The sequence below is a fragment of the Paenibacillus oryzisoli genome, assembly GCF_050467285.1.
GTDB classification, from domain to species: Bacteria; Bacillota; Bacilli; order Paenibacillales; family NBRC-103111; genus Paenibacillus_E; species Paenibacillus_E oryzisoli_A.
The window spans coordinates 120,055-142,984 of sequence record NZ_JBCMUN010000011.1; the positions used below are offsets into that span (position 1 = coordinate 120,055).

At 54.3% G+C, this 22,930-nt stretch carries 20 protein-coding genes; 7 read left to right on the top strand and 13 right to left on the bottom strand.

The features are described from left to right. The first annotated feature begins 109 nt into the window (after nucleotides 1-109). Nucleotides 110-790 (top strand): TetR/AcrR family transcriptional regulator, encoded by a 681-nt coding sequence (locus ABE504_RS19785; protein ID WP_430091837.1) that lies wholly within the window; start codon nucleotides 110-112, stop codon nucleotides 788-790. A gap of 67 nt (nucleotides 791-857) precedes the next feature. Here the strand turns inward: ABE504_RS19785 and ABE504_RS19790 are convergent, their stop codons facing one another. Further along, complete coding sequence (locus ABE504_RS19790) at nucleotides 858-1,559, bottom strand: 3D domain-containing protein (protein WP_430091839.1); 702 nt, start codon at nucleotides 1,557-1,559, stop codon at nucleotides 858-860. 175 nt (nucleotides 1,560-1,734) lie between these two features. On the opposite strand from ABE504_RS19790, the gene ABE504_RS19795 reads away from it, so the two are divergent. Then, nucleotides 1,735-2,070, top strand: a complete 336-nt coding sequence (locus ABE504_RS19795) for an ArsR/SmtB family transcription factor (RefSeq protein ID WP_430091840.1) — start codon at nucleotides 1,735-1,737, stop codon at nucleotides 2,068-2,070. A 55-nt stretch (nucleotides 2,071-2,125) separates the two neighbouring features. Beyond that, nucleotides 2,126-2,659 (top strand): SRPBCC family protein, encoded by a 534-nt coding sequence (locus ABE504_RS19800; RefSeq protein WP_430091842.1) that lies wholly within the window; start codon nucleotides 2,126-2,128, stop codon nucleotides 2,657-2,659. A gap of 48 nt (nucleotides 2,660-2,707) precedes the next feature. Here the strand turns inward: ABE504_RS19800 and ABE504_RS19805 are convergent, their stop codons facing one another. From ABE504_RS19805 to ABE504_RS19815, 3 genes are read right to left on the bottom strand one after another with little or no spacing between them, the layout of a single operon-like run. Beyond that, nucleotides 2,708-3,391, bottom strand: a complete 684-nt coding sequence (locus tag ABE504_RS19805; RefSeq protein ID WP_430091844.1) for a hypothetical protein — start codon at nucleotides 3,389-3,391, stop codon at nucleotides 2,708-2,710. After that, entirely contained in the window at nucleotides 3,388-4,284 is an 897-nt protein-coding gene (locus ABE504_RS19810; protein ID WP_430091846.1) for an ABC transporter ATP-binding protein, read from the bottom strand. Before ABE504_RS19810 ends, ABE504_RS19805 begins: the two co-directional genes overlap by 4 nt. After that, entirely contained in the window at nucleotides 4,281-4,652 is a 372-nt protein-coding gene (locus ABE504_RS19815) for a GntR family transcriptional regulator (RefSeq protein ID WP_430091848.1), read from the bottom strand. Before ABE504_RS19815 ends, ABE504_RS19810 begins: the two co-directional genes overlap by 4 nt. A 301-nt stretch (nucleotides 4,653-4,953) precedes the next feature. Between ABE504_RS19815 and ABE504_RS19820 the strand changes: the two genes are divergently transcribed. Next, on the top strand, nucleotides 4,954-5,913 hold the full coding sequence (locus ABE504_RS19820) for a metallophosphoesterase family protein (protein WP_430091849.1): 960 nt from the start codon (nucleotides 4,954-4,956) through the stop codon (nucleotides 5,911-5,913). A gap of 501 nt (nucleotides 5,914-6,414) precedes the next feature. Here ABE504_RS19820 and ABE504_RS19825 read toward each other — a convergent pair. The 5 genes from ABE504_RS19825 to ABE504_RS19845 form a co-directional block, all read right to left on the bottom strand. Next, nucleotides 6,415-8,625, bottom strand: a complete 2,211-nt coding sequence (locus tag ABE504_RS19825) for a hypothetical protein (protein ID WP_430091851.1) — start codon at nucleotides 8,623-8,625, stop codon at nucleotides 6,415-6,417. A gap of 19 nt (nucleotides 8,626-8,644) precedes the next feature. Beyond that, entirely contained in the window at nucleotides 8,645-9,820 is a 1,176-nt protein-coding gene (locus ABE504_RS19830) for an ABC transporter permease (protein ID WP_430091853.1), read from the bottom strand. Further along, entirely contained in the window at nucleotides 9,817-10,545 is a 729-nt protein-coding gene (locus tag ABE504_RS19835) for an ABC transporter ATP-binding protein (protein ID WP_430091854.1), read from the bottom strand. The genes ABE504_RS19830 and ABE504_RS19835 overlap by 4 nt, the downstream gene beginning before the upstream one ends. A gap of 71 nt (nucleotides 10,546-10,616) precedes the next feature. Next, nucleotides 10,617-12,317 (bottom strand): efflux RND transporter periplasmic adaptor subunit, encoded by a 1,701-nt coding sequence (locus tag ABE504_RS19840; protein ID WP_430091856.1) that lies wholly within the window; start codon nucleotides 12,315-12,317, stop codon nucleotides 10,617-10,619. 201 nt (nucleotides 12,318-12,518) lie between these two features. Beyond that, complete coding sequence (locus ABE504_RS19845; RefSeq protein WP_430091858.1) at nucleotides 12,519-13,661, bottom strand: hypothetical protein; 1,143 nt, start codon at nucleotides 13,659-13,661, stop codon at nucleotides 12,519-12,521. A 213-nt stretch (nucleotides 13,662-13,874) separates the two neighbouring features. Between ABE504_RS19845 and ABE504_RS19850 the strand changes: the two genes are divergently transcribed. Then, a complete protein-coding gene (locus ABE504_RS19850; RefSeq protein ID WP_430091860.1) occupies nucleotides 13,875-14,258 on the top strand; it encodes a DoxX family protein in 384 nt (127 codons plus the stop codon). A gap of 876 nt (nucleotides 14,259-15,134) precedes the next feature. On the opposite strand, the gene ABE504_RS19855 is transcribed toward ABE504_RS19850, so the two are convergent. Together ABE504_RS19855 and ABE504_RS19860 are read right to left on the bottom strand one after the other, a co-directional pair. Continuing rightward, nucleotides 15,135-16,685: an ATP-binding protein gene (locus tag ABE504_RS19855; RefSeq protein ID WP_430091862.1), complete on the bottom strand. Its 1,551-nt coding sequence runs from the start codon at nucleotides 16,683-16,685 to the stop codon at nucleotides 15,135-15,137. Then, nucleotides 16,682-17,365 (bottom strand): response regulator transcription factor, encoded by a 684-nt coding sequence (locus ABE504_RS19860; protein ID WP_430091863.1) that lies wholly within the window; start codon nucleotides 17,363-17,365, stop codon nucleotides 16,682-16,684. The genes ABE504_RS19855 and ABE504_RS19860 overlap by 4 nt, the downstream gene beginning before the upstream one ends. A gap of 401 nt (nucleotides 17,366-17,766) precedes the next feature. Between ABE504_RS19860 and ABE504_RS19865 the strand changes: the two genes are divergently transcribed. Together ABE504_RS19865 and ABE504_RS19870 are read left to right on the top strand one after the other, a co-directional pair. After that, nucleotides 17,767-18,648: an FAD:protein FMN transferase gene (locus ABE504_RS19865; protein WP_430091865.1), complete on the top strand. Its 882-nt coding sequence runs from the start codon at nucleotides 17,767-17,769 to the stop codon at nucleotides 18,646-18,648. A gap of 232 nt (nucleotides 18,649-18,880) precedes the next feature. Then, complete coding sequence (locus tag ABE504_RS19870; RefSeq protein WP_430091867.1) at nucleotides 18,881-20,137, top strand: NAD(P)/FAD-dependent oxidoreductase; 1,257 nt, start codon at nucleotides 18,881-18,883, stop codon at nucleotides 20,135-20,137. A 109-nt stretch (nucleotides 20,138-20,246) separates the two neighbouring features. Here ABE504_RS19870 and ABE504_RS19875 read toward each other — a convergent pair whose 3' ends face one another. Next, nucleotides 20,247-21,602 (bottom strand): dicarboxylate/amino acid:cation symporter, encoded by a 1,356-nt coding sequence (locus tag ABE504_RS19875; protein WP_430091869.1) that lies wholly within the window; start codon nucleotides 21,600-21,602, stop codon nucleotides 20,247-20,249. A gap of 179 nt (nucleotides 21,603-21,781) precedes the next feature. Then, nucleotides 21,782-22,660, bottom strand: coding sequence for a hypothetical protein (locus ABE504_RS19880; protein WP_430091871.1), 879 nt, complete (start codon nucleotides 22,658-22,660; stop codon nucleotides 21,782-21,784). Between the last annotated feature and the right edge of the window lie 270 nt (nucleotides 22,661-22,930).

Sequence of the window (22,930 nt, forward strand, 5' to 3'; positions counted from 1 at the left end):
TAAATCCTATCTAACAGTGTTAGTTTGTGCCTTACAGTGTTAGATGTTATCATGAATTTATGAACCTGTAAAGCATAATCTTACACTGTTAGATAAAGGGCGGATACTGATGAAGAAACAGCAGCCTCAGATTTCGGAGGATAAAATTTTGGAAGCCTCGTGGGCGCTTCTAGGCGAGGACGGCATCGAGAAATTCAGCATGCGGCGATTGGCGGAACGGCTGGGCATTCAGGCTCCCTCTCTGTACTGGTACTTCAAGAGCAAGCAGCAGCTCTATCAGCGTCTGGCCAACCAGATCGCGAAAATCATCCTGGAGGAATTCCACGCCGAAGGAGACTGGAAGGAGCAGCTGTCTGGGCTAGCCGTAACGACACGGGATGTGCTCCGCCGGTACCCCTGTTCCACTCAGCTTATGATGCTGACGCTGCCCCACGAACCGGATCTCATCCGGTTCACCAACCGGCTTCTCCTCTGCGTGGAGTCGACCTCACTTGCGCAAGAGCAGAAATTGCAAGCGGTTCTGACGCTAGTGAATTTTGTTTTCTACTTCGTGCTGGACGATTACCAGCATCAGCGTAATTTTTCCGCTATTGTGGAGGAGCAGGGTGCCGAGCCGAGCGGGGAGATGAGCCGCCTGCTGGACGCCATGAGCGAGACGGATGCGGGGCTTTTTCGAAACATGTTCAAGGGCGGTCTGTTCGAGCTGATGGGAAGTGACGGATCGTTTGAGTTTGGCTTGAAGTTGATTCTGCTGGGCATTGAGCAGGTGATCAAGCAGCAGGAGAAGTAGAGGAAGCATGAAAGGCTGCTCAAAGGTCCCTAGGACCCCGAGCAGCCTTTCTTCAACCGAGCATGCTTCACGCATTATCCCGATCCAGCAGATACACTTTGACATTCTTTTTCACGCCAAACTCCCTCGCCTGTCCCAAATCATTCATGAACACATCGATGCGCGTGCCGCGGATCGCCGAGCCGATGTCTTCCGCTTTGCGCAGCCCGATCCCCTCGATAAACACAGTGGAGCCGAGCGGAATAATGTTCGGATCGACGGCGATGGTTCGTCCTTCTTTGGCCTTTAGGCCACTGTACGTGATGCCGTACATCGGATGGGACGCGGTCTTGCCTGTAGATTCCACACCTGCTGTGTAGGCGGTCAGGGTGGTGTTCAGCACTTTTTTGATAATTTTAGACTGGCCGTCTGCTAACTGCACGCTGGAGCCTACTAACGGTATCGTCAAGCTTTGGCCGATAGCAAGCCGGTTCGGATTCGCCATCGGATTGGCTGCGATCAGATCGTCCACACTGACATCAAAGTTACGCGCAATTTTGAATAGGGTATCACCTTGACTCACGGTATACGCGGTTGTTGCAGGAACGGCAGCCGCCGGCTGTTCATCTGGAGCAGGTACATCTGGAACATCGCTTCCGATATACGTATAGGCAGGGGGCATATCCCCCTCATCGTCACTGCTAGGATACGAATACGCTGTAGATTGCATCAACCACAAACCTAGCAGCAAGCCAAGGGATAAGATCGACAAGCTTAACTTTCGAAACATCATAGCTCCTCCTTAGAAATTAGTAGAGTTATAGCTACTAGATTCGTCCAAATCTTGGCTTTCTATACATGGTCCGGGCAAAAATAGGCGGAACATCGTCTACAAATCTAGTAATGCCGTTCTATGAATCAAATATAACTTGACTGGAATATTACTATTCAGTTATATTTAAACCATGAACACCATATTCAGTGCTCTAGGCGAGCCCAATCGCCTACACATCGTAGAGCTGCTGCGAGACGGCCCTCTCTCTGTCGGGGATATTGCAGAGAAGCTGCACATGAGCCAGCCTCTGGCCTCCAAGCACCTGCGCATCCTCAGCGAAGCCGGGCTCGTGGACGTGCAGCCGATCGCCAATCGCCGTCTCTACAAGCTGCGGCCGCAATCCCTTCAGGCCATTGATCATTGGCTGGGGGCGTTCCGGCGCCTGTGGGAGTCGCGGTTCGACCGGCTGGATGCCTATCTGGAGGACATGCAGGCCAAAGAATCGCCGGAGGGCGGCAAGTTCTGACAAACATGAGGAAACCGAAGGAAACACAATACTCATCCCATTTTGGAGGTTGAACATGACACAAAACCAACATACCCATGAAGAGGAACGGAACGAACAAGAAGCAGAATTCGTCGTTACGCGTATTTTTAACGCGCCGCGCGAGCTTGTTTTTCAATTGTGGACACAGCCAGAGCACTTGGCGAACTGGTGGGGTCCAACTGGCATGGCACTGTCTGTCCTGGCGTGCGACGTACGGCCCGGCGGCTTTTTCCACTTCCGAATGAGTTCCCCGGACGGCCATGACATGTGGGCCAAATTCGTCTATCGCGAAGTGAAGGCGCCGGATACGCTTGTGTACGTAAGCTCTTTTGCCGATGCGGAAGGCAGTATCATTCGTCCGCCTTTTTCGCCGGTATTCCCGCTGGAAATTGTGAATGATATTTCTTTTGCAGAAGAAGACGGCAAAACGATTCTCACCCTGCGCAGCTACCCGATTCATGCCAGTGAGGAAGAAAAACAGTTCTTCGCATCCATGAATGGCTCCATGAACCAAGGCTTTGGAGGAACGTTCGATCAATTGGATGCCTACCTCGCCAAGGTGCAATAAAAACAAAAAACGAGCGCTCAGCAATGAAGCTGAGGCTCGTTTTGTGCTTTATGCGGCGGCCCGTCGGAGCAGACCGTAGGAAATGGCCGAATAGATCAGGGCCAGCGGAATCATCCACCAGAAGAAGCTCATGTAATGATGTGCAACCCAGAGCCCGAAATCCCTCCATAATTGATAATGCGTCATGATGTACGACCCGATACTTCCGATTAACAGAAGGGCGGTAAAGAAACCATACATGCCAATCGCCCCCGCACGGCGGTGCAGACTGGAGATGGCGAGTCCCAGGAAGTAGGAGTGGATCATCAAAATCACGTTAATACCCAGCATACTGAGGAACGACAGATCGCCCAAAAATTCCACCTTAAAGAAGTGCAGCCGTACGCCCCAACCGTTCGTCCCTTCCTCGATAAAGGTCAGCAGCGTCAGCAGCAGGCCCGCGGCAACATACGCATAGATGGCCGTCATCGCCGTGCCCAGCCAATAATCTTTTCTCCGTACGCTAAACCCTAAGGCAAAAGAAAACGTATCTTTCAGCGTCAACGTTCCGGCAACGAACGAATAGACAAAAATTGAGGCAATCGACCCGGTATGAATCTCTTCGCCATCGTTTAAAGATGCGGCAATGATAAAGTTGACCGCGAAACTGACTACAATGATCGCCCAGGGTACCACGAACCACGTCAAGGGGTTGCGCATATGCATTTTGACTACCGATTGGATTCGATTCATTTTTCTCCTGTCCCCTTTCCTACTGCCTGCGTACGTGTCAAATGAATAATCATCTGCTGCATGGACACCGGCGAAAACTCCAGACCTAACTCCTCCGCATACTTGCGATCCTCGGCGCTGAGCTTGCCCATAATCGTTGCTGTGGCCGCTGCGCCAATCGCACTCTGCTCCAATACATGCCGGCCTCGAACAAAGGCGTCGACTGCCGATTTGAGCCCGGATACCGTGCACGCGCGCCCCCGAAGCGCATCCGCGTCTTCGTTCAGCAGCAGTTTGCCGTTGTCGATCACGATGACGCCTTCCAGCAGACGGCTGACTTCATCAATCAAGTGCGTCGACAGAATCACCGTGCGCGGGTGCTCCGAGTAGTCTTCCAACAGACGATCGTAGAACAGCGATCTGGCAACGGCGTCCAATCCCAGATAAGGCTCGTCGAAAATCGTCAGCGGCGCCCGGCTCGCCAGCCCCACCACAATGCCGACGGAAGAGAGCATGCCGCGGGAGAGCTTTTTCACTTTTCTTTTAATCGGCAGCCGAAAATCTTCAATCAGCGCATACGCATACGCCTCATCCCAATTCGCATAGAGCGATTTGGCCACTTCCAACACGTCGATGATACGGAAATGGTCGGGATACTTCTGGCTCTCTTTAATAAAACAGATCTGGCTCAGCACCTTGTTGTTTTCGTAGGGATGCTCCCCGAATACCTTCAACTCCCCGCTGGTCGCAAACTGCTGCGCGCACAGCATGTGCATGACTGTCGTTTTGCCCGCGCCGTTGCGCCCGAGCAGGCCGTAAATTTTATCCGCTTCGATCGTAAAGCTGATCTGATCAACCGCCGTCACGCTGCCGTAAGATTTGGTCAGGTTGTGTACCTCTACCACGTTCGTCATTGTCCGTTCTCCCCTCTCCGCACCATTTCTGTTAGCTGCTCCACCGTAATGCCCAGCTTCTGGGCCTCTTTCACCATCGTCACGATATATTGTTCGTAGAATTGCTCTTTTCGCTTCTCCATCAGCTTCCGTCGCGCTCCTTCCGCTACAAACATGCCAATTCCGCGTTTCTTGTACAAAATGCCTTCGTCTACCAGAAGGTTAACCCCTTTAGCGGCAGTCGCCGGATTGATTTGATAAAAAGAGGCAAACTGATTCGTAGAAGGCACCTGCGATTCCTCCGGCATGCGGGACTCGATAATGTCATCCTCAATCCGTTCCGCAATCTGCACAAAAATCGGGCGGCTGTCATCCATTTGAAATGCCATCGCTTTAACCACCACTTTCGTTGCTACATTGGTTAGTTACTCATGTAATTAACCATACAACCAATGGAGTTAAAAGTCAACACTCCTTTCGCGAATTGGGATAATTGCCTAACGAATTGGGCAAACCAAGGGCACAATGAGCGGAAAGGATGACGGGACAATGCGAGGTTATGCGAGATGGGTGATCGCAGGCGCTTGTGCGGTGGCGGTTGCCTGGGGCGGAGCTGTGGCGCACGATGCGATTGTGAATAGGCTGCGGCTTGGAAAAGGCGTGGTGAGTACGGGCTCCGTGGGGGATGGCGTGGAGACGGCCGAGAGGGTAGCAGCGGTCGACCTGCCGCGCAGCGCAGCCGCGGCGGCTGTTAAGAAGGAGAAAGCGAGCGAAGCGCCGCTCTTCTCCTTCTCCGTGCTCAGCGACGTCCATGTCATGGCGTCGGATCCGGTTTCGCAGCGGCTTCTCCGTGCCGCGCTGGCCGATCATCGCGCGCTGCGGCCGGGCAGCAAGCTGCTTGTCTTGAACGGTGACCTCACGGACGGCACCGAACGCGACTACACGAGCCTGCTGAAGCTGCTCGGCGATGTGCCCCATGCCCCTGTGCAGGCGACCATGGGCAACCACGACTACTACGGCGTGTGGCACACACCGTCGGGGGGCATGGACACCACGCAGCTGAATCCGGCGTGGTCCAGCCAGCAAGCGGTCGCGTTGTTCGACCGCATGATGGGCTACGACAAGCCGTACCGCAAGCTTGTCGTGGACGGCTACCGCTTCCTCTTCCTGAGCGGGGAAGCGTACCGGGACGTGGACGCCTCCATCGGGGAGGATGCGTACCTCTCGCCCGCGCAGCTCGACTGGCTGCGCGAGCGCCTGGACAACACGGGCCTGCCGGCGGCGGAGCGCCGCAAGCCCGTGTTCGTGTTCCTGCACCAGCCGCTGCCGCACACGCTGGATGGCACGGACGCTGAACGCGGCGTCGTTCAGCACGAGCAGCTCCGAGCGCTCCTGGAGGAGCACCCGAACGTGATTTTGTTCAGTGGTCACACCCACTGGAACCTGGCCACGACCAGCCAAGTGAAGCGGCTGAAGTTCACCGCCGCGTCGAGCGCCTCCATCCGGCAGGTGTGGAGCGCGGAGAACAAGCCCGAGACCAAAACGATCAGCCAGAGCCTGATCGTCGATGTGTACCCGGGCCGCGTCGTCATCAAGCGCCGCGAGCATACCAGCAAGCGATGGATTCAGCCGGACAGCGTCGTCGACTGAATCCATCGCTTCATGGGCGCCTCGCCTTGTGGGCGCCCCGCCGACAAGAAACCGGCCTTTTCCTGCAATCAAGCAGGAATTTCCTGCGGCAAGCGCAGCTTCGGCAAAATGCCTGCGATAAGGCAGGTTTTTGAGCCATTTTTGCTCAAAACGAAGCTTCTCGCCCAAAATGCCTGCATAATCGCAGGCATTTCCTCAATTCGCTCGCTTTTTTATCAAATTACTGCCATTTTGCAGGCATTTCTCGAAGTCGCTTGCTCCCTGACTTTCGCACCGCAACCACCCTCCCGACACGCAAAAACACCCGATCCAGGCCGTTAAGCCGGAATCGGGTGTTTTCTGGTCGGAGCGTTTGTTTCCGAACCTGTATAACGGGGCTGCTTACCCACGTGCTCCGTCTAGGCGACTTTCCGAAATAAAGTACCGCTAAGTTTCAGACAAATCACCGTGGGACCATGGAGGCTTTGTCTGCACGATGGGCGATAATTTCGGAAAGCGCCTTTAGTGGAACTGCTTCAACAGGCGTTTCGCCGTGCCGTTCGGTGTCGTGATGACCTCATACATGTTGACGACGACGCCATTGTCGACCTGCTCGTTTTTGAGGCCGGAGACGACGACTTTTTGCACGCCGCTGGTCAGCTTGGCGGTGCCGGTCAATGTCGCGCTCTGCGTGCCGACGATGCGGCCCAGCGAGTCAACCATTTCAAATTCGATGCCAGAGAAACTCGAATCGATAATAACTTGATCCTCGTGCGTGATGTCCATATCGAGCGTGAGCTGGTAAGAATAGTTGTTATTGTACAACCAACTGATAGAGTAGTCCTTAATTTTCAACGAGAACGGATACACCGAAATCGTATCGCCCTCATCTTCCGTCTGCATCGCCACTTTGTACGTGCCGGCGGAGACGCTGCCTTCGGACACCGTTTTGTTGTCGTAGACGTTCAGAGCAAACGATTGATCATCAGACGCTGTTTTGTTCGGCAGCAAGTAGGAGTAGGTAATGACATAGGAGCTGCCAGGCGTAATTTGTGTGCTCACGCCGCTTTGGCGCGTGCCTGTGTACGTGTTGCCTTTATTGTCGACAAGCGCGTTCTCCAGTTCTGGAAGCGCGAGCGTGTTCGTGCCGTTATTCGTAATCTTGAATTTGGCAATCGCCGTTTTGTAGCCGAGATCGTCGTTCTCATGCTCATGCAGCTCGACAAGCGAGACGTCGAGGTTCGCATTGACAACGGAAGTGTTCGCAAACACTAGCTTGTCGCCCAACTTGTAGTTCGCAGCGGTCGTGAAGCCGTTCTTCGCTTCGCTTGCGCCTTTGAGCACGAAAACAGCCACAGGCATTTGCCCGGTCGTTACCCCTGAGCCTGTGGTCGAGCCGCTGCCCGTTGAGGTTCCGCTTCCCACAGTGCCCGTACCCGTGCCCGTGCTTGTTGTGCCGGAGCCCGACGTCGTCGAACCCGAACCGCTCGCTGTCCCCGTACTGCCCGTACCTGTGCCGGACGATGTCTTCTGCCACAGGACAAGCTGCGCAGCTTCCGGATCAACACCAACCGGCAGCGTCGCGTTCAAATAGTACGTTGTCGTCTCGCCTGGCGCCAGGAAGCCGCTGCGCTCGCTGCTGTCCGTCGTGGACACCGACGTGCCCGAGTCGCCGAACTGATACGTGCCGGCAAAGCTTGGCACCGCCGCCACCGCGTCGCCGTTATTGCTCACCGTGACGACCGATTGCACGTGAACGCCGTCCGCTTGTTTCGAGTATTGTGAAGACGTGGCTTTCACCACGACGTTCTCACCATCCTGCTGGCCGGCGTAGCTTTGTTCCGCACCCAGCGTCGTCGTATTCAGCGAGCTGTTCATGCCCAGCGTGCCGAGCGACACTTCTTCCGTTTGATTCAGGTAGTAGTATTCCAGATTCAGACCGCTATCCGCCACGCCTTTGGTGATAAGCGTTTTGAGCGTCAGCGTATCCTTCTGCCCCGGCAGGAACGTCGTATCCGAGCCGCTGGCTACGGTCGACGTATATTTCATGCCGCTCGCATCAACGAGGCGAACCGCCAGATTGGAAGGCAGCTTCACCGAGCTGTTGCCCAGGTTTTTGGCCGACACTTGCGTGTACATGTACCATTTGCCGTTCTCCGTCACGCGTACGCTCTGCCCCAACTGGAAGGAGAGAGCCGCATCGATCGACTGCGTGCTGTCCAGCGTGCGCAGGTTGATGATTTCTTCCGGCGCCTCCAGCTGCCCCTCCCCAATGACGGAAGCGACCGGCAGCATGCCTAGATCGTCCATGAAGTTTGCTTTATTCATATTCCAGCGGAAAATATCCACCTTCAGACTATCCGCCGATTCTCCGGCCGGCAAATTCGCGTAGAAGCGGAAGCTTTCTTCTGAGCCCGGCGCGACCATGCCGCTCTTTTTCTCACTCAGATTGGCCGTATAGCTGTGCCCGCTGCCGTCCGTCACCCGAACGCCGTATTTGTTAAAATCAAGCGATTCATTCTCCCCATTGTGGAACAATACGGAGAATTGCAGGGACGAAGACGACAGCGCCGCCTTCCCCAGCATGAAATAGGATGAGTTCGAGATAAAAACGCCCTCGTTCGCCGCATACGCGCTAGGCGCAGGAGCCGCCCACGAAGCAGCCGCCATGCTGCCGGTCAGCAGCAACGCGAGGCCTGTTTGTTTGATGGAAAGGGTTTTGATGGCTTTCATGTTTCTAACCTCCTGTTGCCTAATCGAAGCGGAGCGCGTCGATCGGTTTGAGTTTGGATGCTTTATTCGCTGGATACAGTCCGAAAATAACGCCGACAAGTGCGGAGAACAGGAACGCATACAATCCGACATTGAGGGAGAGACTCGTCTCCTGGCTTGGATTGATATACGGCCATGCGAGCGACAGCCCCACCCCGGCCAGCAGCCCGATCAAGCCGCCCATGCCGCTGATGAGCGTAGCTTCGACGAGGAACTGCAGCAAAATATTTCTCCGCTTCGCCCCGATCGACTTCCGAATTCCGATCTCTCGGGTCCGTTCGCTGACGGTGACGAGCATGATGTTCATGATGCCGATGCCGCCGACGAGCAGCGAGATCGCTGCGACGGCAACCAGTTGGTTCGTCAGCGTGCTGGACGCCGTCTGACGAGCGCTGATCAGCTCGGCCGAGTTCAGAATCGTGTAACCGGATGTACTTTTAAATTTGTTGTATAAGTACGCTTCCAGAACGGTTTGCGCACGGGAAATTTGATCGGCGGACCCCGCCTCCACATAGGCGTTCCGGATCGTGCCGAGCTTGAAATCCCGACTCATGGTCGGCAGCGGCACGAGCACCGAGCCGTCGAGCGACGTTCCAGAGGTATTCGAACCTTTCGAATTAAGCACGCCGATAATCGTATAAATATAGCCGTTAATGTTAATCTCTTCATCCAGCGGGTCGTTCTTGCCAAAGAACGTCGTCGCGACCTCGCTGCCGATTACCGCCACGTGATTGCGGAAATCCAGATCCGCCTCTGCGAGAAAGCGTCCGCTGCCGATGCTGCCTTTTTGCAGCTCCAGGTACCGGTCGTTCGTGCCGATTACGTTGTAAGACTCCGTCGTGCGATCGTACTTAATGGAGGTATTGCTGGTCATCGTCGGCGCGATAGAGGAAATGCCAGCCGTTCCCTCAAGCGACATCAGATCGTCGTAGTTCAGCTGCGTTGCCCTGCCTACTCCGCGTAAACTGACGGTTAGAAGGTTCGTCCCCAGTCCTTCGTACTGCTTCTCAATCGCTTTCGACGTCCCCTGTCCGATCGACACGAGCGTGATCACGGAAGCCACACCGATGATAACCCCCAGCATGGTCAAAATGGTTCGCATCGGATTCGCACGCACCGTGGAGATCGCCATTTGGAAAAGTTCCCAAATTCTCATACATGCGCCTCCTCTGGTAAGCTTGCAGGCGCCGCCTGACCGTCGTTGCGAATATCGCTGATGATCTGTCCGTCCCGCAAGGTGACGACCCGTTTGGCGTTATCGGCGATATGATGGTCGTGCGTAATCAGCACAATCGTATTGCCTTGTTGATTCAATTCTTTAATCAATTCCAGCACCTCGATGCCGGTTTTGGAATCGAGCGCTCCCGTCGGCTCATCCGCCAAAATCAGCGACGGCGAGATCGCCAGCGCCCGCGCAATCGCGACGCGCTGCTGCTGGCCCCCGGACAGCTCGCTCGGCTTGTGATGGCCGCGCTGGCCCATCCCTAGCTTCTCAAGCATGAGTTGTCCGCGCTCTCTGCGCTGCTTCGCCGGGATGCCCGCATAAATCATCGGCAGCTCCACATTCTCCATAGCGGTAAGCCTTGGCAGCAGGTTAAACTGCTGAAAAATAAAGCCGATCTTCCGATTTCTGAGCTCCGCGAGACCGTTGTCCGACATTTTTTCCGTCGCTACGCCGTCCAGTACATAACTGCCAGACGTCGGATTGTCGAGCAGGCCGATCGTATTCATCAAGGTCGATTTGCCGGAGCCGCTAGGCCCGATAATCGCCACAAAATCACCCTCCGCAATGTGCAGCGTAATTCCGCGCAAAATCTGCAATTCCTCCGCACCACGCGCATAGCTCTTCGTGATGTCCGTGAGTTCAATAATGTTTCTCATCGCATTAGCTCCTTTCCGAGCGAGGCTGCTTGCCGCCCGTTCTGCGCCGCTTCAAGCTGCGCTGCCGCCGCCTATTGTCTGCGCGTCGCTGCTCCGCCGCCCGCATTGCCGCCACCGCCGCCGAAGTTGCCCCCGCCGCCTTGGAAACCGCCAGCCGGGAAGCCGCCTTCGCCCCCTGAGAAGCCGCCGCCCGGGAAGCCTTGCTGCTGCCCGTTCGTCGTGGTCGTCCGGCGCTGAGGCGTCACGACTTCTTCGCCTTCCGTCAAGCCGCTAACGACTTCGACCAGCGTTTTGCTGCGAATACCGACCTTGATTTCACGCTCCTCGGTCGTACCGTCCGCTTTTTTCACCGTCACGGTTGTCTTGCCTTTCGATGTCGTCACAACCTGGATCGGAAGCGTGAGAATATCCTTTTTATCCTGAATGTAGATTTCGGCCGTTGCCGTCATCGCATATTTCAATTCGTTATCCGCCGTATTCGGGATCGCAACCACCGCATCGTAGGTCGTAACGCCGTTGGAAGTCGTACCCACGTTGGATACGGACGTCACTTCGCCCGTGAACGATTTTCCGGAAATCGCATCGACTTTCACTGTCGCTTTTTGTCCAACTTTAATGCTCGTCAGATCGAGCTCATCGATCGCAATAGCGAGCTGCATCGTGCTCAGGCTTGCGACCGCGCCAAGCGTCGTGCTCGCATCAATTTGCGCGCCAACGGGATAGTTCCGCAGCACGTTGTTTTTACTATTGGCAAAATCCGCCGAGAACACGCCGTCAAACGGAGCCTTGATCGTTAGTTGATCGACCTTTTGCTGGGCATCGTCGACTTTGATTTTTTGGGAGTCGATTTGCGCCTGCTTGGCGTTTATATTCGTCTGAAGATCATCGTTGAACAAGGATGCGATCAGATCGCCGGCCTTGACAGTGTCGCCGTCTTTGAACTTCATGCTTTTGACTGTGCCGCTCGCATCCGCAAAAACCGGCGACGTCTTCACATAATCCAGCGCCCCTTGATCAGAGGACTCAACCTTGCTTGCACCGCTGCCGACAGCGCCTTTCACTTTCAGCCCTGCCGACAAGGTTCCGTCGTTCTCAACCAGCACGTCGACCATGACGACTTTGTTGCCGTTCGCGTCCGCTGTAATTTCACGGCCGATCGACTGCACGTTACCGACCTTGGAGAGCAAGTAGCTATCTACGCTAAGCTCGACTGGATCGCCGCTCTTTAGCTGAACCGCCTCCTGCAAGGCAAACGGCAGCTTCACTTTAAATTGAGAGGTATCGGAAACCGTACCGATTTTCGTTGTTTTGTTCACTTGGCTGCCGACATCAAGGTTGCTGGAGAGCGTCAGCTTGCCGGAAATTGGCGCAGACACCGTCATGTGCCCCTGCTCGTTTTGCAGCTCGGTCAAGTCGGCTTGCATCTGCGTCAGGCTAACCTGCGCTTCCTTGAGATTCGTCTCCGTGGAAGGCACGGACAACTCGACGAGCACATCGCCCTTTTTCACGGCCTGGTTCTGGGTGAGATTCATCGTTTTGATGATGCCATCCATCGGGATGACGATATTTTGCTTGTCCTTGGCGTCCAACTGAGAGGTTCCGGAAACGGTAGACGTTATCGCTCCTTTGCTTACCTTCATCGTTGCTTGCTGTGTTGTCGTTGCGGCCGGTTTCGTGTTTTTGGTCACATAATAGTAAGTGCCGGCTCCACATAAAATGGCAGCCAAGGCCACAATGAGCCATCGTTTTTTTCTGCCTACTTTCATCGTCATACCCCTCTCCCGAATTGCCCGGGCATTCCGTGTCCCAGGCCGTACAAATCTTCACAAGCCTAAGTCTACTTGGGGTGACTGAAACCTGTCTGAGTGTAGGCTGAAAGTAAGTTGAACGCAAGCTGAGCGTTTGCTGAATACTTTGGGGGATTTGGAAAAGAAAAAAAGCTGCCCGCGTAAAAGCGAGCAGCCTGTTTTCAATTATTGCGCAGAGGTTGCGCTATCCGATGTTTGATCGCCTGAACGGTCCGCAGGGCGCTTGTGGTCCGTGCCTTTTTCCTCCACAAATTTCTTGATGGAGTCCGTCATGCCCTCTTTGATTTTGCTGATCAAATCGTCTTCGCTAATCCCTTTCGCCGCCGCGATGTCCGCGAGGGATTTGCCTGCGCTCAGTTCGGTTTTCAGCTCATCCTGAGTAAGGCCAAGCACCTGCGTCAGCACTTCGGAATTGCCGAATGGCCCGCCAAACCCGCCTGGGCCTCCTTTGCCGCCGCGACCGCCGCCGAAGCCGCCTGGGAACCCTTGACCGCCTTTGCCAATGCCTTGCGCATCAATCTGCTTCGTCAAGCGGTCGGAGAGGTTTTTCACAAGCTCATCCGCTTGCGTTTGCGTCAGCTTGCCCGCTGTCACTTGCTCCTGCACCGCTGCCGTTTCAGCCGCAATCAGTTTCGCCAGGAAGTCCGCTTTCGCCACGCCCTTTTCCTCCGCGAACGCTGCCAGCGTTTTGTCCGCTTTGAGCGCTTCTTGCACGGCGCTTTCTTCTACGCCAAGAATCGTCGCCGTTTCTTTCACAACGTTCCCGCCGCCTTGAAAGCCTCCGCGACCTCCAAACCCACCAGGGGCACCTTGACCGCCAGGGCCGCCTTTGCCACCGCCAAAGCCTTGCGCGTCAATTTGCTTGGTCAGACGGTCGGAGAGGTTTTTCACGATCTCATCCGCTTGCGTTTGCGTCAATTTGCCTGCGGTTACTTGCTCCTGCACCGCAGCCGTTTCAGCCGCGATCAGCTTCGCCAGAAAGTCCGCCTTCGCTACACCTTTTTCCTCTGCGAACGCTGCGAGCGTTTTGTCCGCTTTCAGCGCTTCCTGCACCGCGCTTTCCTCGACGCCCAGGATCGTCGCTGTTTCCTTCACGATGTTGCCGCCGCCGAAGCCGCCGCGAGCGCCAAACCCTCTGTCCCCGAAGCCTTTGCCGCCGTGCCCCATCTGCGCATTCGGTGTCGATGTCGATGTCCCTACCGCCGTATCTGCAAATGCTTGATTATGTAAAGCGCCTACGAGCCCGACTCCTACGACAAAAGATGCCACCAAAGATCCTGCAAGAATTTTTCTGCTGATTTTTTTCATATCGTGTATCCACCTTTGCTTTCGTATTTGTTTTCCTTACATAACCAAGTATAGGCCCCCAACCTGAATTCCATCTGAGTACAAACTGAGCATTGGTTGAGAAGTTTCTGAGAATTGGCTGAATTAGGAAAAAATAATACGAACAAACATTCCCTTTCTAATGAGTGTGTGCTAAAATAAGGAAAACGCTATGCAAGGGGGACTTGTTTCATAATGAATAGCAATCGTAAAATCAAGCTCATCGCCTTCTGGGTAACGACCATTCTCGGCCCGGCCAGCTTTGTCATCGGCGGCTTCCTGTTCATGACGCACGGCGACCAGCAGGTCGAGACGCTGACCAAGCTCGGCTATCCCGAGTATGTCCTGACCATCCTCGGCATTTGGAAGCTTCTTGCGGTTATCGCCATACTCGTGCCTCGTTTCCCAAGGTTAAAAGAATGGGCTTACGCCGGCTTCTTCTTTGAACTGAGCGGCGCCGCAGCTTCACACCTGTTCGCTGGAGACGGCTTCGCCGTTGCCGCGCAGCCAATCGGCTTCCTCGTGCTTGTCATGGCCTCCTGGGCGCTGCGTCCGCCGAGCCGGAGGTTGGCGGGGTAAAACGGCCCCCTCCCTATCTGAGAGGCTGCGAAACAATTCATCTCGTTCGGTACTGTAACAGATGTATTCGACAGGCAATGGATGTGAAACGATTTCTATTTCTGCCTCCTTGGATTAATTAGGTGATGCAGAGGAAGAGGGCATATTCGGATCGAGCATCCAAAGCTGCAAATACGCAGGAATTTTCATCATTCCTCTCCAGATTCGATGAAATGCCTGCGATTCAGCAGGAATTTTGGGTGAAAATCTGCTTTTTGAAAGCTCTCAGTCCGGAAACCTGCTTTATCGCAGGCATTCTGTGGAAACCTCCATTTTCGCGGAAGATTCCTGCCTATTCGCAGGAACTTGTCCGAGCTCCTCGACAGGTGCTTAAGCAGTTACGTGACATTCGATTGAACTCTGAATTTACGATGACTATGTGTACGCTGTAATATCCAGCGAACAAGTATGGACAGCCCCCTGACGTCCCTCCCATCAAAGAACATGTATTTCCTACAGCAAATCCAGAAAAATCGGATGATTTCTCGAACAATCCTGCATTTCATGCAGTTAATTCGTCGCCTTCCCCCCCATTTTCCGGGAAATCGAGGGGAATGGCTAAATTTGGCTGTAGCTTTTACATGTTCCATGGCCATTTTCCCTATTTTCGCGAAAATACCTGCAGGTTTTGCAGGTAGTGCTGCCGTTCGCTCTCTCTACTTGCCCCAATCACCCCCAATTGGCTGTACAAGAGAGCAAAACGCCGAAAACCAGACTCCTAGCAGCGTCTCGCCCACTCAGCGCCCCTCCATCCTATCACAGACGGGAGCGTTTACTTCTAGCCTAGAGCGAGACTTCGAGGATATCCTTTCTGCAACGGCAAAAAAGAGCCGCGCCTCAGCGCGACTCCCCTCCTTCCAGCATGAGCGGCAATCCAGGCAATTGCACAATAAATGTGCTGCCTTCGCCGACCACGCTTTCAACATATAAGGTACCGCCATGCAGTTCGACGATGGAACGCGTGATGGATAGCCCCAATCCTGCACCTCCGCTGCGTCTGCCGCGCGATGTGTCAATGCGGTAAAACCGGTCGAACAGATGCGGCAGATGTTCCGGCGCGATGCCCGGCCCGTTGTCCTGCACGGCGATTTCGACCGCTTCGCCGACCTTCGACAATACGATGCGCAGACGTCCCGTTTCGGGATGCGTATGCTGCACAGCGTTGTGGAACAAATTCAGAACCACCTGCTTGATTTTATCCGCATCGTATACGCTGTGTGTCTCGGGCTCCAGCAGGAATGTGACCTCGCGTTCTCCGGCCAGCAGCCGAAGCTGATGCTCCATATCATGAAGCATTTCATCCAGAAGGCCCTCCGACATTTGAAACGTCGGCTTCCGATCCAAACGCGCGAGCAAAAGCAGATCCTCGACCAGCTTGTTGATGCGGATTGACTCGCCATGCATGCTGCGCAAAGCTTTCTGCAGCTGCTCCGGCTGCTGATACGCGCCGCGGAGCAGCACTTCCAGAAAGCCGTGTATCGACGTCAGCGGCGTACGCAGTTCATGCGACGCATCCGCGGCGAAGCGGCGCATTTGCTCTTTGGCTTCTTTTTCCGCTTCGAAAGAAATTTCAAGCCGCTCCAGCATCCCGTTGAATGACGTCGCTAACCGGTCGATTTCCACCTGTCCCTGATGCGCAGGAAACCGCTCGCTGAGACTTCCGGCATCGATCCGTTTGACCGTATCGACCATATTGGACAGCGGCACCAAGGTGCGCCGCAGCACAGGCAGGAAACCCAATAAGCCCATTATCATGGCCAGCATGGATAGAAACAAGAACGTAAGCAACTGCCGCAGCAGCACGTCCTTAATTTGCGAAGTGGTCGTACTCGCTTGGATCAGCCCTTGAAAACCGCGGTTCCGGTCAGGGTTGTCCCCACCCACTTTATGGAAAACAACAAGCTGCTCGACGCCTTTATCGTTTTTGACAACGCGGTACTCGATTTTCTTCGATGTTTTTTGAAGAAGCTCCATATAATCTTCGCTCTTTAATTGGACAGCTGAATTCTCATCTTGCGACGAAACCAGCTTATAGGTTCCCTGATCATCGATAATGGCAATAGCAAGATCCGGCACGAAAATACGAGGAACTTCGCCCCCCGGCACCTCCTGACGGTTGCTCCGAGAGAAGTCCTGCCGCGGCAGAAAAGGACTCGAGGCTCGATCCTGCCCCTCACCGGCACGCATCCATACATTGGGCGGCAATGCCGAGATTTGATTGCGAATGGTCTCAGCTTTGTTCTGGTACATAAACTGCTGCATAAACACATATTGAAACACACCGATGAGCAGCAGCAGCGCGGACATGACCAGCAGCGTTCTCGCAAGAAGCTGAACCTTCAACGAATTCGTCTCAAAAAATGACGTAAACCGCCGAAGCCGTTTCATGTCAAATCCATCCGGTAGCCTGCGCCGCGAATCGTCCGGATCAGCTTATGTTCCTTATCGCCGAGTTTGTCCCGCAGAGATCGAATATACACTTCCACGATGTTTTCCTCGCCGCCAAAATCGTAGCCCCATACTTTATCGAGGATCATCGTTTTGCTGAGCACAAGACCGTGATTAATCGCCATAAATTTGAGCAGCTCATACTCGGTCGGCGACAGCTCCAACACGCGATCGTTCATGCTGATTTCCTTGCGCCGATCGTCGATCCGCAGCGGACCTACAATCACTTCGCCGAACAGATTCGGAAAATGATTGCGAATTCGCGCATAAATGCGGGCCAGCAGCTCCTCAAAAGAGAACGGCTTCACCATATAATCGTCCGCGCCGAGCGTTAAACCTTTTACGCGATCGTCGATTTCATCTTTCGCTGTAAGCATGATGACGGCGATGTTGTCCTGCTTTTTGATCATCCGACATACTTCAAAGCCGTCCATCCCCGGCATCATCACATCGAGAATCGCAATATGCGGCTGAAACTTACTGCAAATCGTAATCGCGCTGATCCCGTCCTGAGCGGTCATCACTTCAAAGCCTTCGTTCACCAGGCCCAGCTCGAGAAATTCCAAAATATGCGGCTCGTCATCGACGAGGAGTACTTTAATTCCTTTTAATTGACGCATGCGTGCCGTCCCCCTAATATCCATTTCGCTACACAAGTTCTACGATCAGTATCCCATATCCTGCCTAAAAGCAATCTGAGCGCTCGCTGAAAGCTTGCTGAAAGTTAGGACGTGTCTGAAAACCCGCTCAGGGGCATCTTTCACCACCTTTTCGCCCCCTGCTGCGTCACTTTCGCTTGACGTACCCCCGGTACGCCTTCACAAAAGTTCCTTGCATGGAACGAAAATTCGGCAAAATCTGCGGCCCTCGGAGCATTCAGACACGCCCTAGGCGCCTGCCCGTTCTCCCCAATAAATTAGGCGCAATCTTCAGCATTCTTTCAGCCCGCTATCAATTCTGTCTCAGGTAACGCCGCTATACTGAAAGCAGCACACTTGATGACAGAAATGAGGAATCCCTGATGGCCTCTCCACATGCTTATTTGCCTTTTCATTTTCATACGATGGCCTCTGATATAGAATTGCTGCTTTATTGTTCGGAAGAAGATCAATCCCGTATTCATCATGCTGGGACAGATTGGTTCCGGCGCGTTGATCAACGCTTTAACAGCGAACTGGCCGACAGCGAAATCAATCTGCTGAATACACTTGCGGGCGAAAGTTGTCTTGTTTCCAGCCATATGCTGGAGGTGCTTTTTCTCGCTGAAATGTATCATGCGGTCACTGACGGCAATTATTCACCTCTGCATGTACAGTCTCCACAGTTCGTGCCGCCAGGTCGCGAGTGGGTCGTCGATCCCGCGCACAAAACAGTCACCTTGCCGCTGCATACCAACATCGATCTGCAGGGGCTTGAGATCAGTTGGGCCATTAAACGGCTCGCTGCCTATATCCGAAAATCGCTGGCCTTTGACAAAGGACGGCTTGCGACTCGCGGCGAGCTCACCGTCTGGGGCGGCCCTGCGCAGGATGCGCAGCCTTGGGTCATCGGCTTGCACAATTCGTGGGACGATCACCGGCAGCTTGGCTTCATCTCAATGACCGAAGGTGCTCTATCCACGTGCAGCCCATTGGAGCTGCGGGGAAGCGCCGGTTCACACCCGATCCTCCAGTGTACCGTCTCTGGCCCGGATATTGTGGAATGTCAGGTGTGGGCGCGGCTGCTGTGCGCTTTGGATCCGCAAGCAGGTCTCTCGCTGTTCGCCAAGCGGAGCTCCGACTGCGAAGCCCTCATCGTGACCAAAGACAAGGAGCTTCACTACTACGGCCAAGAAGCTTCATTAAATACCAAATGGTTCGACTTGTCGCTCGATCATGCGCATTTTCAAAAGCCTTGGCAGTAGCGGCACCAGATAGGAGGCTGTGGATGAATACGGAAAATTCCGTTGTTATCCACAGAAGTAATCGACATATACACAAACACTGCCTAGGTTATCCACGAAAATCACAGGGTTATTCACAAGTTGTGCACGTTTTGTGTGGATGTTGTGACTAACCTTGGCTGTCGGAGATGCCCTTTGGATTACCGTCCCTTTTAATGATACAATTTGTAAAAAAGAGCAAGGAGCTTCATAAATGATTTATGACGTCATCATCATTGGCGGCGGTTCGGCCGGCCTGATGGCTGCCATTGCGGCAAGCAAGAACGGAGCGAGCGTGCTGCTCGCAGATAAAGGCGACAAGCTCGGTCGCAAGCTGGGCATCTCTGGCGGCGGCCGGTGCAACGTCACGAATAACAAAGACATGGACGAGCTGATCAAGCACATTCCCGGCAACGGCCGCTTCCTCTATAGTGCGCTCTCCCAGTTCAGCAATCAGGATATTATCGCCTTTTTCGAGGGCCTGGGCATTCGACTGAAAGAGGAAGACAACGGCCGGATGTTTCCCGTCAGCGACAAAGCGAAGACGGTCGTCGACGCGCTGATCGGCCAGGTGCGCAGCCAAGGCGTGGAGATTCGGACACACAGTCCGGTCAAAAGAGTGCTGTACGACGGCGACCGCGTGAGCGGCGTCCTGCTGCAGTCCGGCGAGACGCTGCACAGCCGCGCCGTCATCGTTGCTTCCGGCGGGTGCTCCGTCCCGCACACCGGCTCCACAGGCGACGGCTACGCCTGGGCCGAGGCGGGCGGGCATACGATCACGCCGCTTTTCCCGACCGAGGTGCCGCTCACCTCGAAGGAAGCGTTCATCCGCAGCAAGGAACTGCAAGGGCTGTCCCTGCGCGACGTCACGCTGAGCGTGCTGAACGCCAAGGGGAAGGCGATCATCTCGCACCGCGGGGACATGCTGTTCACACATTTCGGCCTCTCCGGGCCGATTGCGCTTCGGTGCAGCCAGTTCGTCGTCAAGGAACTGAACAAATCCGAGCATATGGAAGTGCTCGTCACGGTTGATCTTTTGCCGGAAAGCAGTGTGGACGAGCTGTACAACCAGAGCATGGCGCTTGCCAAAGCTGACGCCAAAAAGGCGATCAAGAACGTGCTCAAAACCCTCGTGCCCGAGCGGCTCCTTCCCCCCCTGCTGGAGAAGGCCGGACTGGACGAGCTGCTCACGTACGACAACATCCCGAAGCAGAATTGGACGGAGCTTTGTCGGCTAATGAAGGCTTTTCCTATCACGGTGAAAGGCACGCTCTCGCTGGAAGAGGCGTTCGTCACCGGCGGCGGCGTACATCTCAAAGAAATCGACCCGAGCACGATGGCGTCTAAGCTGGTCGAAGGGTTATATTTTTGCGGCGAAGTGCTCGACATTCACGGATACACCGGTGGGTATAACATTACTGCGGCGTTTTCGACCGGCCATTTAGCGGGGACGAGCGCGGCGGCGAGGTAGACGCGGCTAGATCTTCGGGAGGTCGGCCGCCTACGGGGCACACATCGCAAAAAAAAAGACGAACATCCCAAGGGGACGTTCGTCTTTTTGATCTTCACTGAGGCTTCGCTTACGCGGAAGCCACTTCCAGATCGTCTTCTTCGTTGTTGTTGAACGCTTCGCGGTCAAACTCGCCTTCGGAGTTCGCTACGAGCAGCGCTGTAACGGTAGTACCTGTTGCATTTACTGCTGTACGACCCATGTCGATCAGCGCTTCTACGCCAAGGACAAGACCCATACCTTCCAGCGGCAGACCCAGCGCAGTCAGTACGACGGTCGTGGAGATCGCCGCAGGACCCGGTACGCCAGCAACCCCGATGGAGGAAATGACGCTGACCAAGATCAGGATCAGGTAGTCGGCACCGCTCATCGGCAGGTTGTAGACTTTGGCAACGAACACGGCGACAACTGCCGGCCATACGCCACCGCAACCGTTGAAGTTCATCGTTGCGCCCAGCGGAGCCACGAAGCTCGCGATACGCGGAGATACGCGCAGACGTTTAGTTAGCACTTCCAGGTTCACAGGCAGTGTTGCGTAGCTGCTTCGCGTTGTGAAAGCAACGGCCACAGTCGGGTACGCCTTTTTAAAGAACTTAATCGGGTTCACTTTCGCAACCAGCAGTACAAGACCGCCGAAAATTAGAACAAAGTGAATGATCAGGGCAACGTACGATGTTAAAATAATTTTCGCAAGCGGTGCAAGTGTATCAAGACCATACTTCGCAGCCATTGCGCCGATCAACGCGTAAACGCCGTACGGAGTCAAACGGATAACGTATTTTACAACTTGGTGCACGATTGCCGTTGCGGAGGTCACGAAGTTTTTGACAGGCTCAACGACTTCCGGTTTCTTGGAGCCGACATGCACGATCGCTACCGCGACGAAAATCGCGAAGATCAGAACAGGCACGACTTTGCCACTTGCCATATCGCCAATCGGATTGGATGGCACAAGATCCAGAATAACTTGCGAGAATGTCGGAATGTCTTTGGCTTTAAAATCTTTCGGAACCGCCTGGGCGATGCCGTTGCCTGGATCGAACGCCAAGGCAACCAGAAGGCCGATGATCGACGCGATCCCCGTTGTCAGCAGGAACCAGCCGACGGTTTTGAGGCCTAGCTTACGAAGCTGCGTTAAATTCGATAGCGACGAAATACTGTTAATAACGAGAATAAGGACGAGCGGCATAACAAGCATTTTGATCAGGTTGACGTAGATCGTCCCGATCGTGCTGACGCTTTTGTACTGCAGGCCAGCCTGATTAAAAATAATACCCGCGATAAGACCCAAGCCTAGACCGATGAAAACACGATTACCAAAACTTACTTTCTTTCTGCCTAAGAAGCCAATGAAGCCGATAACCACGATGGAGACAAGTAAGCTGACCCAGTTGGTTTGAAAGGCGGTGACAAGGTTGTTTTCCATTGAAGCGATCCCCCAATTCCCATTCGTTTACTCGGTTTAATTGTGAATATAATATGACAACTAACACTAGATGTCAATGCTTTTTTACACTGGCAAAAAAATAAAACCGAACATTCCCCTAAATTTTATGAGGAGAAATTCGGTTTTAGCACTGTTTTCCATAAATTTGTCCCAGTCACTTACATCGTATGCTGATCGTGCACAATCGCAACAAGATACCACGCTCCGGCCGTATAGGCGAACACAAGCCGCAAGCTGGTCCAATCCATCCCTTGAAATTGCGGGTCGATCCCCGGGAAATGATATTCAACTGTTATATAGGAAGAAGTCGGATAGATGCTGAATACGTTGTTGGTCATGTTGCCCTTGCCCAGCAGCGTGTTATAGCTGATTTGCGGGGCCGCGGCGAAGTTGGCATTATATACGAATTTGGCCCAATAATTCGGAAACGTCAAGTCGATATTGTCGCCCGAGCCGTCATACACGCCCCAATGGGTCGGCGAGGAATTCGACCATAAAGCTGCCAGCCCGCTGGCCGGAACAATCACGTCGGTTGACGGCTGGATGTAGGAATACGGAGAGAACTGGACACCTTTTTGCGGATGAACGAGAGCCGCGAGCTTGGTGAAGTCTTTGTTCTGAATGGCCGCAATCGTCTCCTTTGCACGGCTTGCGATCAAAGATTTGGCTTCCTCCGGTGTGGAGAAGGAAGGCGTGGCAGATGACCCCAGCGAAGAGGCCGGGCTGGATGGCGGCTTGGTCGGCGATGCTGCGGGCGAAGTCGGCATTGCCGATGCAGGCAGCGTGCTGCCTTTGGGCGGCGCAGGTGATGCCGACGCTGGGTTCACGGAAGCGACCGGCGTCGATCCCGCTCCCGGTGATGCCGATGAAGTCGCGCCCGGTGCCGCCGATGGCGAGACGCTGGACGTCGACTCATTTCCCGGCGACTGCTGAGCGATGGGTGTTGATGGGGCGTCTCCCGAGCTGCAACCGGCCGCTGCCGAAAGCGTGGTCAACATGCCCGCGAGCACGATTCCCTTCCTTACTATGTCGCGCAATGAAAACCCCTCCTTCACGTGGGTTGCTTCTACCCTAACAGACGCAAGTCAAGAGGAAAAGTTACATGCGAAGCAGCCGGAACGAGAAAAAAATCCGTTGTGCGCATAGGCTCAACTGGAAAATCTCCAGCTCATTGCGGCCGATTTGCCCTATGAGCGCAGCTCAACTGGAAAACCTCCAGCTTATATTGGAGGTTTTGCCCAAACCACGCGGAATCGCGATACTGAGCTGGAGAAATTCCAGCTCACACGCCAAATTCCGCGCAAATC